The 14284-nt window shown below is 75.3% G+C and carries 12 protein-coding genes and 1 pseudogene; 9 read left to right on the top strand and 4 right to left on the bottom strand.

Features of this window, described 5'->3' with window-relative positions:
* Nucleotides 1-117: 117 nt before the first annotated feature.
* Together AB0H28_RS14755 and AB0H28_RS14750 are read right to left on the bottom strand one after the other, a co-directional pair.
* Nucleotides 118-1842: a DEAD/DEAH box helicase gene (locus AB0H28_RS14755; protein ID WP_358039134.1), complete on the bottom strand. Its 1725-nt coding sequence runs from the start codon at nt 1840-1842 to the stop codon at nt 118-120.
* 216 nt (nt 1843-2058) lie between these two features.
* Nucleotides 2059-2664 carry a hypothetical protein gene (locus AB0H28_RS14750; RefSeq protein WP_358039131.1) on the bottom strand — a complete coding sequence of 202 codons (606 nt, stop codon included), beginning with the start codon at nt 2662-2664 and terminating at the stop codon, nt 2059-2061.
* Nucleotides 2665-3019: 355 nt separating this feature from the next.
* Between AB0H28_RS14750 and AB0H28_RS14745 the strand changes: the two genes are divergently transcribed.
* From AB0H28_RS14745 to AB0H28_RS14735, 3 genes are all read left to right on the top strand, one after another.
* A complete protein-coding gene (locus AB0H28_RS14745; protein ID WP_358039128.1) occupies nt 3020-3553 on the top strand; it encodes a 2'-5' RNA ligase family protein in 534 nt (177 codons plus the stop codon).
* Nucleotides 3554-3727: 174 nt separating this feature from the next.
* The gene (locus tag AB0H28_RS14740; protein WP_358039125.1) at nt 3728-4690 is read left to right on the top strand and encodes a DUF5715 family protein; all 963 of its coding nucleotides are present in this window, start codon (nt 3728-3730) and stop codon (nt 4688-4690) included.
* A gap of 76 nt (nt 4691-4766) precedes the next feature.
* Nucleotides 4767-5759: a linear amide C-N hydrolase gene (locus AB0H28_RS14735; RefSeq protein ID WP_358039122.1), complete on the top strand. Its 993-nt coding sequence runs from the start codon at nt 4767-4769 to the stop codon at nt 5757-5759.
* Nucleotides 5760-5799: 40 nt separating this feature from the next.
* Here the strand turns inward: AB0H28_RS14735 and AB0H28_RS14730 are convergent.
* Nucleotides 5800-6072, bottom strand: a pseudogene (locus tag AB0H28_RS14730) (HD domain-containing protein); the annotation flags it as partial.
* A gap of 255 nt (nt 6073-6327) precedes the next feature.
* Here AB0H28_RS14730 and AB0H28_RS14725 point away from each other — a divergent pair.
* Both AB0H28_RS14725 and AB0H28_RS14720 read left to right on the top strand, forming a co-directional pair.
* On the top strand, nt 6328-7551 hold the full coding sequence (locus AB0H28_RS14725; protein ID WP_358039119.1) for a histidine kinase: 1224 nt from the start codon (nt 6328-6330) through the stop codon (nt 7549-7551).
* Nucleotides 7548-8213, top strand: a complete 666-nt coding sequence (locus tag AB0H28_RS14720) for a response regulator transcription factor (RefSeq protein WP_358039116.1) — start codon at nt 7548-7550, stop codon at nt 8211-8213. The genes AB0H28_RS14725 and AB0H28_RS14720 overlap by 4 nt, the downstream gene beginning before the upstream one ends.
* A 40-nt stretch (nt 8214-8253) precedes the next feature.
* Here the strand turns inward: AB0H28_RS14720 and AB0H28_RS14715 are convergent, their stop codons facing one another.
* Nucleotides 8254-9663 carry a protein kinase gene (locus tag AB0H28_RS14715; RefSeq protein WP_358039112.1) on the bottom strand — a complete coding sequence of 470 codons (1410 nt, stop codon included), beginning with the start codon at nt 9661-9663 and terminating at the stop codon, nt 8254-8256.
* Between the two features lie 513 nt (nt 9664-10176).
* Here AB0H28_RS14715 and AB0H28_RS14710 point away from each other — a divergent pair.
* The 4 genes from AB0H28_RS14710 (at nt 10177) to egtB (ending at nt 14281) form a co-directional block, all read left to right on the top strand.
* Nucleotides 10177-10833 (top strand): RNA polymerase sigma factor, encoded by a 657-nt coding sequence (locus AB0H28_RS14710; RefSeq protein ID WP_358039684.1) that lies wholly within the window; start codon nt 10177-10179, stop codon nt 10831-10833.
* Nucleotides 10834-10849: 16 nt separating this feature from the next.
* Complete coding sequence (locus tag AB0H28_RS14705; RefSeq protein ID WP_358039109.1) at nt 10850-11569, top strand: hypothetical protein; 720 nt, start codon at nt 10850-10852, stop codon at nt 11567-11569.
* A gap of 157 nt (nt 11570-11726) precedes the next feature.
* A complete protein-coding gene (gene egtA, locus AB0H28_RS14700) occupies nt 11727-12962 on the top strand; it encodes an ergothioneine biosynthesis glutamate--cysteine ligase EgtA (protein WP_358039106.1) in 1236 nt (411 codons plus the stop codon).
* A complete protein-coding gene (gene egtB, locus AB0H28_RS14695; protein WP_358039103.1) occupies nt 12959-14281 on the top strand; it encodes an ergothioneine biosynthesis protein EgtB in 1323 nt (440 codons plus the stop codon). Before egtA ends, egtB begins: the two co-directional genes overlap by 4 nt.
* Nucleotides 14282-14284 lie beyond the last annotated feature (3 nt).

Below are 14284 nucleotides of genomic sequence, written 5' to 3'. Positions count from 1 at the left end.
CCGGGCCGCCGGGCCGGCAGCGCGCCCACCCTGGGCCTGCTGCCGGCCCGGTGGCCTTGGGCCGGGCGTTAACAGGGGGCCCGTGCTCTACCGCTGGCGTTAAGAGGGGGCCCCTCCTTACCGGCGGTCGCGGCGGTCGGCGTCGTCGCGGTCGCGGCGGACGGTTGCCTTGCGACCCTTGATGGTGCTGCCCCGCAGCCCGTGGATCACCTCGTCGGCCACCTCCTGCGGCACCTCCACCAGGGAGAACCGGTCGGCGATCTCGATCGAGCCGATGTCCCGCCCGCTGACCCGGGTCTCCCCGGTGATCGCGCCGACCAGGTCCTGCGGTCGCACCCCGGCCCGGCGGCCCAGCCCGATGAAGACCTGCGTGGTGCCCGCGCCGCGGGGGCGTGCGCCGCCTCGTCGGTCGCGGCTGTCGTACCCCGGCCTGGCCTCCCGGTTGGAGCGGACGGCGACCTGCGGGATCTCCTCCTCGTCGGCGGTGCCGGGCAGCGTGGCCTCGTGCGCCAGCCGGACCGCGGCGAGCGCGACCTCCATCAGGTCGAACTCGTCGGTAAGCGACTCGACGACCGCCCGGAACGGCTCCAGGTCGTCTTCGAGCAGGGCCTCCCGCACCGCGGCCTGGGTCAGCTCGAACCGTCGGGTCCGCAGGTCGGCGACCGTCGGGATCTTGTCGATCGCGATCCGCTGACCGGTGACCCGTTCGATCGTCTTGAGCATCCGGTGCTCGCGCGGCTCGGCGAGGGTGATCGCCACCCCCTCCCGCCCGGCCCGGCCCACCCGCCCGATCCGGTGCACGTACGCCTCCGGCGCGGACGGGACGTCGTAGTTCACCACGTGGGTGAGCTGCTCGACGTCCAGCCCGCGCGCCGCCACGTCGGTGGCGACCAGCAGGTCCGCGGTCCCGCTCCGCAGCCGGCCCATCACCCGGTCCCGCTGCTCCTGGCTCATCCCGCCGTGCAACGCCTCGGCCCGGTAGCCCCGGCCGTTCATCGTCTCGGTGAGCCGGTCCACCTCTTCCCGGCTGCGGCAGAACACGATCGCCGCGGTGGGTGACTCGACGTCCAGCACCCGGCCCAGCGCCGCCGGCTTGTGTGCCCGGGCCACCAGGTAGGCGCTCTGGCGCACCCGCGGCGCCGCTCCGGCCACCGGGCGTTCGCGCTCGATCCGGATCCGGACCGGGTCGTTCAGGTGCTGTCGCGCCAGGCCGTCGATCCGGCTAGGCATGGTGGCCGAGAAGAGCACCGTCTGCCGGCCGTCGGGGGCGTGCTCCAGGATCGCCTCGATGTCCTCGGCGAAGCCCATGTCGAGCATCTCGTCCGCCTCGTCCAGCACCACGGTGGCCAGCGATCCGAGTCGCAGCGTGCCCCGGGCGATGTGGTCGAGCGCACGCCCGGGGGTCGCCACCACCACGTCCACCCCGTGGTCGAGGGCGCGAAGCTGCCGGCCGATCGGCTGGCCCCCGTAGATCGGCAGGACCCGGGCCCCCAGATCCTTGCCGTAACGGTGGAACGCCTCGGAGACCTGCACGGCCAGTTCCCGCGTCGGCACCAGCACCAGTGACACCGGATCGCCGTCCGGGCGCGCGACCGGCATCCGCTGCAGCAGCGGCAGGGCGAACGCGGCGGTCTTGCCGGTGCCGGTCGCCGCCTGGCCCAGCAGGTCCCGGCCGGCCAGCAGCGGCGGGATGGCCTCGCTCTGGATCGGCGTCGGCTCCTCGTAGCCGAGGGTGGCCAGCGCCTTCAGCAGCTCGGCGCGCAGCCCGAGATCCGCGAAGGCGGTGGCGTCCTCGGCGTCGGCGGGAGTGGTGGGGTCGGTCGGGGTCGGTGCGGCGCTCATGCGGCAAGCCTTTCATCACCGCCGGACGCCGGTCGCGGCGACCGGCGCAAACGTTCGCCACGCCACCCGCGCCGTCGGACCGGACGGCCCCGGCTGTGCTCCGCGCCACGGCCCGGGGCCACGGGCCGGCCGGCCCGCAGCGTGGTGGTGCCGGACCACCGGTCGGCGCCCGGTGGCGGGTGCGCCGCTCCCGCCACCGGGCGTCCACCTGGCGGATCAGTAGTTGAGACTGCAGAACTCCGGGTGGCCGACCGCGGTGCCGGTGCACTCGACCCGGGCGTCGGTCGGGTAGACCTTGACCGTCATGGTCGAGGTGAAGTTGGCCGGCGTGAAGGTGAGCGATCCGCCGACGCCGAACGGCTGGCCGCTGACCGTGCCGGAGAAGTTCCGGCCCCAGGTGGCCGCCGTGCCCAGCGTGTACGGTCCACCGACGGCGGTCGGCGGGGTGCCGGACTTGGTGTAGCTCTTCCGTTCCAGGTTGGTGCTGACGCCGCCGCTGGTGCGGTCCGCATTGCTGGACACGATCTTGGCGTAGGTGACCGCGCTGCCGTTGGAGCACCACTCGACGTTCATGGTCATGAAGGCGGTGGTGGCGCTGATCGTGCCGGTGCTGCCGTTGCTGTAGACGACCGGCACGTTGAGCTCGTTGACCGGGATCTTCATCTGGAGCCGGTAGGCGCTTCCGGGCGCCTGCGCGCAGGTGCCCTGGAGATATCCGGTGTACGTCGCGGCGCTGGCGGGCGACCCATTGGCCGCGACCAGGCCGGCGGCACAACCGGCGGCCAGCAGTGCGCGCAGTGCTTTTCGGGTGACTCTCGACATGGCTATCCCTCTTTTCGATCGGCGTCGCGGGTTCCGATTCCGTCGCGTCCCGGCAATCTCGGTGCAGCGCATTGTCAACTCGCTCTTCGAGCCTTTGCGGCTGCTCGAAGCGCTTGTGGCGAGGTGCTGCCGGCGGGGCGAGGCGACGTGAGCAGCGGTCAGCGTCAATGCCGTACTCTCGTTTCCTATTCGTATCACGGGACGGCTCGACGCGCGAATCCGGAAAGGTGAATTGATTGTGGCGGGTGACGAAAGTTGATGCGGAAACTGTCTTAGCATTTTTCGGTCGGTGGTCGCCCGGCAGCCTGAGCAGCGGTGTCGCCCACGGCCCGCCCTCGGCGGCTAGCCTGAATCCGTGCGGACGGTCGAGCTGCTCTGTTCGCCGGAGCTGGATGCGGCGGTGCGGGCGGCCTGGCGCCGGCTCGCCGACGCCGGGTTGCCCAGCCTGGCCGGCAACACGCACCCCACGAACCGGCCACACCTGACACTCGCCGCGGTCGACGGGTTCCCGCCCGGCGCCGAACAGCGCCTGGCCGACCTCTGCGACGCCGCGCTGCCGCTGCCCGTCCGGCTGGACCGGATCGCGGTCCTCGACGGCAGCGCCCCGCTGGTCTGGCTGCTCCGCCCGACGCCGCAACTGGTCGCGCTGCACGGGGCGGTCTGGGACGTGCTCGCCGGCGCGCCCGGCCCGCACCCGTGGCATCTGCCGGGTCGCTGGGTGCCGCACCTGAGCCTGGCGCTGCGCATGCGGGGCGCGGACCGGCGCCGGGCGCGGGCGCTGGCCGGGGCGGACCGCCCGACCGGGGAGTTCGTGGCGGCCCGCAGCTACGACGGCGGCACCCGCACGGTGTGCGAGCTGACCACCGCCCGCATGCGCCCGGGCGCCTGATCCGGTCCCGGCGGCGGGCCGTCGATGCCGCCACCTCGCCGAACCGGCACGGGCCTCGACGTGGCCACCTGATCGGGCACGTTCGGGAGGATTGTTCCCGGTGACCCCCGCCCGTCCTATTACCTTTTGTGCAGGTTCGACTACGCCGTGTCCTGCCGAGAGGGGGCGGAGACCATGCGAGTGCCCAACCGCAGCCCAGGTCGCCAGCCCGGTCCCGCCGTCGCGTCCACCACTCCCACCCGCCGGCTGCCGTCGGGCGACCGGCCCGCCGAAGGCGCGCGGCCGGACCTGGCCGCCTACCGGTCCGCGGTGGCGGAGTTGCTGGTCGAGGTGGGGGCGCTGGCGGACACCCCGTCGACCACCGCCCGCCAGGTGCTGCTCGACCAGCGGCTGCGTGAGCCGGCCATCGCGGCCGTGCTCGACGCGACCCCGCAGGGGCTGGTCGGCGCCCGGGAGACGCTGCTGCTGGAGCTGGCCCGTCACCAGCCCGCCGCCGGCGCCTCGACGCCGGATCTGACCGCGCTGGTCCGGGTCCATCTGCTGTCCCGCGTCGACGCCCTGTGGTGGCGGGACACCCCGACCCTGCTCACCGACGAGCAGGTACGCACCAGCATCGACCTGGTCGACCTGGAATGGCTGCGCCGGCGGGGCCTGCTCGGCTTCCGCTACCGGGAGCAGCCCGCCACCACGCTCGGCCGTGGGTGGCGGACGGTCCGGCGTCTCGTGCGTCCGGGCGCCGCCCCGCCCACCGAGGGGCTGCTGATTCCCCGGGCCCGCCGCGAGATGATCGCCCTCCTCAACGACCTGGCCCGGGAGTTCGCCGCGGTCAGCCGCCCCGGCACGCCGCCGCTCTGGGTGACCAGCCTGACCCGCAGCGCGGAGCACCAGCACCGGCTGCGTCGGCGGGGCCACGCGGCCGTGGTGCCCAGCGGGCACAGTCAGGGCTGGGCGGCCGATGTGGAACTGGACTGGTACGGGCGGTTCGGCGCCCGCGCGGCTCTCGCCGGGCTGCTGTTGGCCCGGCAGGACACCGGCGAGATCAACCTGGTCGACGAGGGCCACGCCTGGCACCTCTGCCTCGCGCCCGGCGCCCGGCGCCGGTTCCGGCGGGCGTACGAGGCCGAGATGGGGGTGTGACGACGAGACGGCGCACCCCGCGGCTCGGCCGATTCCTCGATGGACACCGCACGCGGTCTCTTCTAGCGTCACGGGCATGCGGAGGACCCTCGTCGCCACCGGGCTCGCCCTGCTCCTGCTCGGCACCGCCTGCGGGGAGGGACGCACGCCGTCCGGCCCGCCCACGGCCGGCCCGCCCACCGCCTCCCGGCAGGACCCCGGCCAGGTCGAGCGGACGCTGGCCAGCCTGCGCAAGGTCGACGACCTGCCGCTGTACGAGATGACCTACGTCGGCGACTACGACCCGACCGCCGGCCTGGCCGGTGGCACCCCGCCGAGCCCGTTCGGCTGCTCCCTCTTCGCCGCTGTCGCCGACCGCGACCGTCCGCTGTTCGCCCGCAACTTCGACTGGGACCGGAACCCGGCGCTGGTGCTGCGCACCGACCCGCCGGACGGGCACGCGTCGATCTCCCTGGTCGACATCTCCTACCTGGGGGTCACCGCCGACCCGACCGGTGACCGGCGGTTGCTCGACGCGCCCCTGCTGCCGTTCGACGGCATGAACGAGCGGGGTCTCGCCGTGGGCCTGGCCGCCGACGACGGCGCCCGGGCCGAGCCGGTGCCCGGGCGGCCGACCGTCGGCTCGGTGCGTATCCTGCGCCTGGTGCTCGACTCGGCGGCCACCGTGGACGAGGCGGTCGCCGTGTTCGGCCGCTACAACCTGGACTTCGACGGCGGCCCGCCGCTGCACTACCTGCTGGCGGACGCCACCGGCACCTCTGCGGTCGTCGAGTTCGTCGACGGGACGCTGCGGGTGGACCGCCGGCGCGGGCCGTGGCAGGCGTTGACGAACGTGCCCGCGGTCGGGGTGGCCGAGAAGGACCTGCGCCGGGACCACCGGTACGGGGTGCTGGCGAAGGAACTGGACCGCGCCGGCGGGAAGGTCGACGCCGCCGGCGCGCTGCGGCTGCTCGACGCGGTGCGCCAGCCGCACACCCGCTGGTCGGTGACGTACGGGCTGCGCAGCGGCGAGGTGCGGGTGGTGACCGCCGGCGGCGGCGCGCGCGGCTACCGGCTGCCGGTGAGCTAGCCGATCGGGTGCCCGTGCCGGCGGGCGACTCGGGCAGGCCGGCGTCACGCAGCAGCGCGTGCCCCAGGATCCCGTGCCGGACATAGTTCGCCTCGTCGAACCGCCCGTCGGCGCCGTACAGGCGGTAGACGCCGATGTCGTGCAGCAGGCTGCCGGCCCGCACCAGGGCGCGGTCGAGCCCGCCGCCGTGCCGGTCGAGCAGCTCCTCCGCCATCTCGCAGACGATCCGGCAGTGCGTCCGGACGAGCCGGAACGCCTCCTCGGTGGGCGCGTACCGCTGGTGCGACGAGCGGATCCGCTCGTCCGTCGGCATTGCCGTCCGGTGGTCGATGGTCACCCGGGTGTCCGTTCGCTGTGCCGGGCCCGGCATGCCGTGGTGCGCCGGCCCCGGCCGGGCCGCGGGCGGGTCACCAGCTCAGGTAACCCGCCCGGGTTACGTCGAGCCCCTTCTGGATGTCGCTGGAGTAGATGTGACCGTTGTACCAGTAGGCCGACCAGGAGCCGCCGAGGGTGAGCTGGGCGTCGTTCCGCGGGCCGGCTCCGACCCGCGGCCCACCCCGTACGCTGGGTGACCGTGGACCGCCTGATCCTCGGCCGCCCGTTACGCGGCGTCGCGTTCGACGCCGCCGTGTCCGGGTTGGTCGCCCTCTTCGCCGTGCTGGGCCTCGTGGCCGAGCAGGGCGGCCTGCCGGCGTTCGCGGTCGGCGCGGCGATGGCGGCGGTGCTGTTCTTCCGGCGCACCCACCCCTCCGCGGTCGCCGTCGCGGTGGCCGCGCTGGCGCTGCTCCAGGTGATCGTCGGCTGGGGCCCGCTCGGCTACGACATCGGCGTGCTGATCGCGCTCTACAGCGTGGTCAAGTACGCCGACCGGTCGCGCGACGGCATCCTGGCCGGCATCGGCGCCGGCATCGGCGTGCTGCTCTCCGCGCTCTCCTGGCCCGGTCCGGCGCCCTGGTGGGCGGGCGCGCTCTACTACGGCCTGGTCACCGGCGCGGTGTGGCTGGTCGGCCTGAACGTGCGGACCCGCCGCCTCTACGTGCTCAGCCTGGAGGAGCGCGCCGCGACGGCGGACCGGGAGCGGGAGGCGGAGTCCCGTGCGGCGGTCGCCGAGGAACGCACCCGCATCGCCCGCGAACTGCACGACGTGGTCGCGCACAGCCTGGCCGTGATGATCGTGCAGGCGGACGGTGTGCGGTTCACGCTCGACCGGGATCCGGCGACCGCGCGGGAGGCGGCAAAGGTGGTGGCGGACACCGGCCGACAGGCGCTGGAGGAGATGCGGCGGCTGGTCGGCGTACTCCGGGAAACCAGCCGCCCGGAGCCGGCCGCGGTGGCGGACGAGCCCGCCGGCGAGCCGGCGCACCGGCGGCCCGCGCTGGTGGAACTGCCCGCGTTGCTCGACCGGTTCCGCGCGGCCGGGTTGCGCATCGACTGCGGCGGCGTCGGTACCCCGGTGGCGCTGCCGCCCGGCCTGGAACTGACCGTCTACCGGGTGGTGCAGGAGAGCCTGACCAACGCGCTCAAGCACGCCGGGGTCGGCGCGTCGGTCGAGGTGACGCTCGACTGGGGCGCGGACGCCGTCGCGGTCCGGGCCGTCGACGACGGCCGTGGCCGGCCGGTGGTCCGGCCGGCGCCGTCCGGCGGGCACGGTCTGGTCGGCATGCGGGAACGGGTCGGGGTGTACGACGGCAGCCTCGCCGCCGGTCCCACGCTGGCCGGCGGCTGGTGGGTCGAGGCGCGGCTGCCGCTGCCCGTGGCGGTCGGCCGGGAGGAAGGGAGCGCGGCGGCGTGACCGTACGAGTGATGATCGTCGACGACCAGGCGCTGGTGCGCGCCGGCTTCCGGATGGTGCTCGACTCGCAACCGGACCTGGTGGTGGTCGGCGAGGCGATCGACGGCGCGGACGCGCTGCGGGTGCTGGACCGGGTCGAGGTCGACGTGGTGGTGATGGACCTGCGGATGCCCACCATGGACGGGGTGGAGGCGACCCGGCGGATCTGCGCCCGGTCGACCGGCAGGGTCCCGCGGGTGCTGGTGCTGACCACGTTCGACACCGAGGCCGACGCGTTCGCCGCGCTGCGCGCCGGGGCGAGCGGCTTCCTGCTCAAGAACGTGCCGCCGGAGGAACTGCTCACCGCGATCCAGGTGGTCGCCGAGGGCGACTCCGTGGTGGCCCCGTCGATCACCCGACGGCTGCTCGACCGGTTCGCCGGGCAACTCGGCCCGGCGCCGACCGAGGACCCGCGGCTGGCTCAGCTCACCGAGCGGGAGCGGGAGGTGCTGCTGCTGGTGGCGCAGGGGCTGTCCAACGCCGAGATCGCCGCCCGGGCGCACGTCGCGGAGGCGACCGTGAAGACGCACGTCGGGCGGATCCTGGCCAAGCTCCGGCTCCGCGATCGCGTCCAGGCGGTCGTGCTGGCCTATGAGAGCGGGCTGGTCACCCCCGGCGGTTGATCAGGTGCCGGGGCGGCGGGGCCGGACCGGGTCCGATCGGTCAGGGGCGCAGGATCGGCTGACCGCCGGCGTCGCCGCCCGGATCACCGCCCCCGTCCCCTCCGCCGGCCGGGTCCGTCGTGGCGGTGGAGGTGGTCTCGGTCGGCGCGGTGGTCTGGGCCGGGGGCGGGCTGGTGGTCGGCGCGGTGCTCGGCGCGGTCGGGGCCGTCGACGGGATGTCCGACGGGCTCGGCTGCGCCGACCCGCTGGGCGAGGCGCTGGGCGACACCGACACCGAGGCCGAGGGCCGCCCACTCGAACCGGTCGGGCGCCAGGTGTCGGTGCTGCCGGTCGGCGGCTCACCGGTGACCGCGGTGTCGGCTACCGAGTTGCTCGGCGCCACCGCGGGCGCACTGGGATCGAGCTGGGTGGCCGGCGCCTCCGCGTCCCCGGCCGCGGCCAGCATCGCGCCCAGCGCGGTCACCGCCACCAGCACCGCGCCCGCCGCGCCGACCAGCGCACCGCGCCGGCCCGGGCGGCGGGGCGGCGCGGCGGCCACCGGCCGCACCACCGGCTGGTCGCCACGGGTCGGCGCCGGACCCGCCGCGCCGCGCAGCGCGGCCGGCACCGTCGCGGTGGGCGACACGCTCCGCGCGGCCCGGGCGGCCTCGGCCATCGCCGCGGCGCTGGGAAAGCGGTCGGCCGGGTCCTTCGCCAGCGCCCGGGCGACCAGCTCACGGACCGGCGCCGGGATCTCCGCCGGCAGCTCCGGCGGTTCGTCGTCGAGGTGACGCACCGCCACCTGGAGCGGGTTGTCGCCGGTGAACGGCGGGCTGCCGGTCAGGCAGCAGTAGGCGACCGCGCCGAGCGCGTACACGTCCGTGGCGCCCGAGACCGGTCGGCCGGCGGCCTGCTCGGGCGCCATGTAGAGGGCGGTGCCGGGCACCGCGTTCGTGCTGGTGATGCTGGTGACGTTCGTCGAGCGGGCCACCCCGAAGTCGACGAGCACCACGGTGCCGTCGTCCTGCACGAGCAGGTTGCTCGGCTTCACGTCGCGGTGGACGATGCCCCGGCCGTGCGCCCCGTGCAGCGCCTGCGCCACCTGGGCCACGATCGACATGGTCTCGGCGACCTCGAGCTGCCCGGCGTCCTCGATCCGGCGGGACAGCGGTTCGCCGGCGACGAACTCCATGACCAGGTAGTCGGCGCGGCTGCCGTCGGGCAGCTCGTCCTCGCCGCAGTCGAAGACCTGGACCACGCCGGGGTGGCGCAGCGACGCCATGATCCGGGCCTCGGAGCGGAACCGGGCGATGAAGTCGGGGTCGTTGACCAGTGCCGGAAGGAGCACCTTCACCGCCACCTGACGGCCGAGCACCAGGTCCTGGGCGCGCCAGACGTCGCCCATGCCGCCGGTGGCGACACGGTCATCAAGGCGGTACCGACCGCTGAGTACGACGTCGGAGGTGAGCATCCCCATACCGTACCCATAGCGGTCCCGGAGTATTTCCGGCGATCTCTCCGGTCGCGACCGGCGAGCGGCCGTGGGCCGGTCGGCCGAACGGCCGGGGGCGCGGCGGCGGGTGCGCTGACCGTGACCGGCCGGGTACGATCGGCCAGAAAACGCTGGACGTCCCCCTCTTCCGGCCGGATCCGCCCCATCCATCACCATGCGCAGCGTCGACGGGGTGATCTTCGTTACCCCGACACGCCGACGACGGCCTTAGACATTTCTCTCCCTTTTTCGCCGGTCCGTGCCTTGCCGGCCGCCCGTTCGCCCGTCGCGGGGCGGCCGGGCTCCCGGTCGCCCCGCGTCGCCGGTACGGTATGTCCCGCCCCGGCCGTGCCGGCGGCGTTGTCCAGCGCGCACCGGCGTCGAGTCGGGTGCCGATCAGCTCAACCGGGGGGCCGAGGTGCGGATGACGGTGTGGGCGCCCGCATCCGCGTACGCCCGCCCCGAGGCGCCCGCCCGGGCCGGGCGGCGACCGTGACCGGGAAGCTGACCGAGGCGGTCGCCGCGGCGCAGGCCGGTGACGAGGAGGCGTTCCGCTTCCTCTACCGCAGCCTCCAACCGGCCCTGCTGCGATACCTGACCACCCTGGTCGGCGGCGACGCCGAGGACGTGGCCTCGGAAGCCTGGTTGCAGATCTCCCGGGACCTGCCCTCGTTCGCCGGCGGCGAGTTCCGGGCCTGGGCGGTCACCATCGCCCGCAACCGGGCCATGGACCACCTGCGCCGGTTGCGGCGGCGACCCGTGGTCCCGGTGCCGGTGCAGGCCCTCAACGATCTGGCGGCGGACGCCGACACCGCCGACCGCGCCGGTGAGGCCATCGGCACCGCGAGCGCGCTGGCGCTGATCCGCACCCTGCCGCCGGCCGAGGCGGAAGCGGTGATGCTCCGGGCGGTCGTCGGCCTCGACGCGGAGACCGCCGGGCGGGTGCTCGGCCGGCGGGCCGGCGCGGTGCGCACGGCGGCGCACCGGGGGCTGCGCCGGTTGGCGGCGATGCTGGAACGCGCCGGGGAGGGTGCGCCGGACAACGCGGGCGCCACGGTCCCGCACGGCGCGGGGGAGGCACTGCTGCCCCGTCCCCGCACCGACCGCCCGGCGCCGCACGCGCCCGAGGCCGAGCCGGCGGAGGGCTGACGTGAGGGGAAACGGCATGAACTCTCCCGGGCCCGCCGACCGGGCGGAGTCCGACCGGCGTCTCGACGCCGCGCGCGCCGCGCCGCCACCCGGGGACGCCGACCCGCTGGCCCGACTGCTCGCCGCCGCGGCCGCTCCGACCGGCGGCAACGAGATGGACGGTGAGGAGCAGGCGCTCGCCGCCTTCCGGGCGGCCCGCGCGGCGCCCACGGCCCGGGCGCCCCGCCCGCGTCGCCGGCTCCGGATCGCCGCCGCCCTGTCCGGCCTCGCCGCCACCGCGGTCGCCGGGGTGGCCTTCGCCGCCGTGCGGCTGGACCGGAGCCCGGCGCCGGTGATCCCGCCGACGTCGACCACGGCCGGCACCGGGCCGGGCGGCGCCGGGCCGTCGCGCCCGGCGCCCAGCGGCCCCGCCGGTGAGGCGTCCGGGGCGTCGCCGTCGCCGACGTCGCCCACGTCGCCGGCCCCCGTCACGCCGCCGCCCGGGGGCCGCCCGGCCCCGCCGCCGCCGGACGGCGACCTGGCCGGTCAGTGCCGCGCCTACCTGGCCAAGTCGGAACGGCAACGGGCCAAGGCGCTGACCACACCGGGCTTCGCCGGCCTGGTGGCCGCCGCCGGTGGCGCCGACCGGGTGGAGAGCTACTGCCGGGCGACGGACCCGACCTCGGCGGTGCCGAAGCCGAAGCCGAAGCCGAAGCCGAAGCCGAAGAAATCGTCGGACGGCGGGGACGACGGCTGAGCCGTCCGGCCCGATCAGATTCGGTACAAAAATTCATCTTTCCGGGCGCGCGGGTTTCGTCTGCTAGACAGAAGATGGTGGGACGCGCGAACCGGCCCGTCCCGGCCGGGTCCAGGGCGACGTCGTGGTCGCCCCTCCCCGCGAGAGGAGCCGTCACGTGGTGATGTCGCCGGAACTGGACCGGGCCACCGTCCTGGCCGACGAGACCGCCGCCCGCGGGCACCTGGCCCGGATCTGCTTCAAGACCGGTCCACCCACCCTCACCGGCGTCGAACTGGAATGGACCGTGCACGACGCCGCGGACCCGACCCGTCCGGTCGGCCGCGAGCGACTGCGCGAGGCGCTGGGACGGCACAGCCCCGTCACCCTCGACCCCACCGCTCCCGCCGACGAGCTCCGGCACGGCGCCGCCGTGACCGTGGAGCCCGGCGGGCAGGTGGAGATATCCGCCCCGCCGCAACCGTCGATCGCCGCGCTCGTCCTCGCCACCGAGGCCGACGTCGCCGAGCTGCGGGCCCTGCTGGACGCCGCCGGCCTCGTGCTGGGCGGCACCGGGATGGACCCGTGGCGGTCACCGCGTCCGGTCGTCGACACCCCCCGCTATCGCGCCATGCGCGGCGTCTTCGACAGGCGCGGTCCGGCCGGCCGGACGATGATGTACAGCACCGCCGGGCTGCAGGTCTGCCTGGACGCGGGCGAGCCGGAGCAACTGGCGCGGCGGTGGGCCGCCGCGCACGCGGTCGGCCCGCCGCTGCTGGCCGCCTTCGCCACCGCCGACCGGCACGCGGGCCGCCCTACCGGGTGGGCGTCCGCTCGGATGGCCGCCTGGCTGGCGATCGACCCGGCGCGCACCCGCCCGGTCTGGTCACCGGCGGACGCCGAGCACGACCCGGTGGCCGCCTGGACCGAATACGTGCTCGCCGCGCCGCTGCTCTGCGTCCGCGGCGACCGCCCCGACTGGAGCCCGCCGGCGGGCGTGACCTTCGCCGACTGGGTGGCCGGGGCGCTGCCCCGCCCGCCCACCACCGACGACCTGGAATACCACGTCAGCACACTCTTCCCACCTGTGCGCCCCCGTGGCTACCTGGAACTGCGCTATCTGGACGCCCAGCCCGCCCGGGAGTGGACCGTGCCGTTGGTGGTGCTGGCCGCGCTCTTCGCCGACCCGTCGACCACCCGCGACGCGCTCGCGGCGGCCGGCCCGGTCGCCGACCGCTGGCACGCGGCGGCCCGGCGCGGGCTGGCCGAGCGTCCGCTGGCGGTCGCCGCGGCGACGCTGTTCGACCTCGCGCTGACCGCCCTGCCCGGGCTGGACCTGCCGGCCGGGCTCCACGACGAGACCCGACGAGCGATCCGGCGGCGTCGTGCCGCCGCGGAGAGGGGACACCGGTGACCACCACCGAGCGGCCGGGAACGGACACCGAGCAACTGCGCGCCCGCATCGCCGCGGAGCTGGAGCGCACCCGAGCCCGCACCGCGTCGCTGACCGACGCGGTGGACGACGACGAGCTGGTCCGGCAGCACTCCACCCTGATGTCGCCGCTGGTCTGGGACCTGGCGCACGTCGGCAACCAGGAGGAACTGTGGCTGGTGCGCGACGTCGGCGGGCGCGAGCCGGTGCGCCGCGACATCGACGATCTCTACGACGCGTTCAAGCAGCCCCGCAAGGATCGGCCGTCGCTGCCGCTGCTGCCGCCGGCCGAGGCGCGGGCGTACGTGCGCACGGTGCGGGACAAGGTGCACGACCTGCTGGACGGCATCCGGTTCACCGACCGGCGGCTGGTCGAGGACGGCTTCGCGTTCGGCATGATCGTGCAGCACGAGCAGCAGCACGACGAGACGATGCTCGCCACCCACCAGCTGCGCGCCGGCGTCCCGGTGCTGGACGCCGCACCTCCGCCCGAGCCCCGGGCGTCCGTCGCCGGTGAGGTGCTGGTGCCGGCCGGACCGTTCACCATGGGCACCTCCACCGACCCGTGGGCACTGGACAACGAACGCCCGGCGCACACCGTGGACCTGCCCGCCTACCTGATCGACGCCGCGCCGGTGACGAACGGCGACTACCGCGCGTTCATCGCCGACGGCGGCTACCAGGAGTCGCGCTGGTGGAGCGAGGCCGGCTGGCGGCACCGGGTCGAGGCCGACCTGAGCGCGCCGCTGCACTGGCGGCGCGACGGCGACGGGTGGGCGTACCGCCGGTTCGGCCGCTGGTCGGCGGTGCGCGACGACGAGCCGGTGGTGCACGTCTGCTGGTACGAGGCGCAGGCGTACGCGGCCTGGGCTGGCAAGCGGCTGCCCACCGAGGCGGAGTGGGAGAAGGCGGCGCGGTGGGACCCGGCGACCGGGCGCTCCCGCCGCTACCCCTGGGGCGACGAGGACCCGGACGCCGCGCACGCCAACCTGGGGCAGCGTCACCTGTGGCCGGCGCCGGTGGGCGCGTACCCGGAGGGCGTCTCGCCGCTGGGCGTGCACCAGTTGATCGGCGACGTGTGGGAGTGGACCGCCGACACGTTCCACGGGCATCCGGGCTTCACCGCGTTCCCCTACCGCGAATACTCGGAGGTCTTCTTCGGCGACGAGCACCGGGTGCTGCGCGGCGGCTCGTTCGGCACCGACCGGTCGGCCTGCCGGGGCACGTTCCGCAACTGGGACTACCCGATCCGGCGGCAGATCTTCAGCGGTTTCCGCTGCGCCCGCGAGGCCGGGGAGTGAACC

This window comes from Micromonospora sp. NPDC050980, from assembly GCF_040653835.1.
GTDB lineage: Bacteria > Actinomycetota > Actinomycetes > Mycobacteriales > Micromonosporaceae > Micromonospora.
Note: the sequence above shows the minus strand (reverse complement) of the source record. Positions and strands in the feature narration are given on the sequence as shown.

Bases quoted from the DNA above. Each gene is read 5' to 3' on its own strand.
- AB0H28_RS14705 (WP_358039109.1), top strand. From the start codon at position 10,850: ATGAACTCTCCCGGGCCCGCCGACCGGGCGGAGTCCGACCGGCGTCTC.
- AB0H28_RS14735 (WP_358039122.1), top strand. From the start codon at position 4,767: ATGCGGAGGACCCTCGTCGCCACCGGGCTCGCCCTGCTCCTGCTCGGC.
- AB0H28_RS14715 (WP_358039112.1), bottom strand. From the start codon at position 9,663: ATGCTCACCTCCGACGTCGTACTCAGCGGTCGGTACCGCCTTGATGAC.
- AB0H28_RS14755 (WP_358039134.1), bottom strand. From the start codon at position 1,842: ATGAGCGCCGCACCGACCCCGACCGACCCCACCACTCCCGCCGACGCC.
- AB0H28_RS14740 (WP_358039125.1), top strand. From the start codon at position 3,728: ATGCGAGTGCCCAACCGCAGCCCAGGTCGCCAGCCCGGTCCCGCCGTC.
- AB0H28_RS14750 (WP_358039131.1), bottom strand. From the start codon at position 2,664: ATGTCGAGAGTCACCCGAAAAGCACTGCGCGCACTGCTGGCCGCCGGT.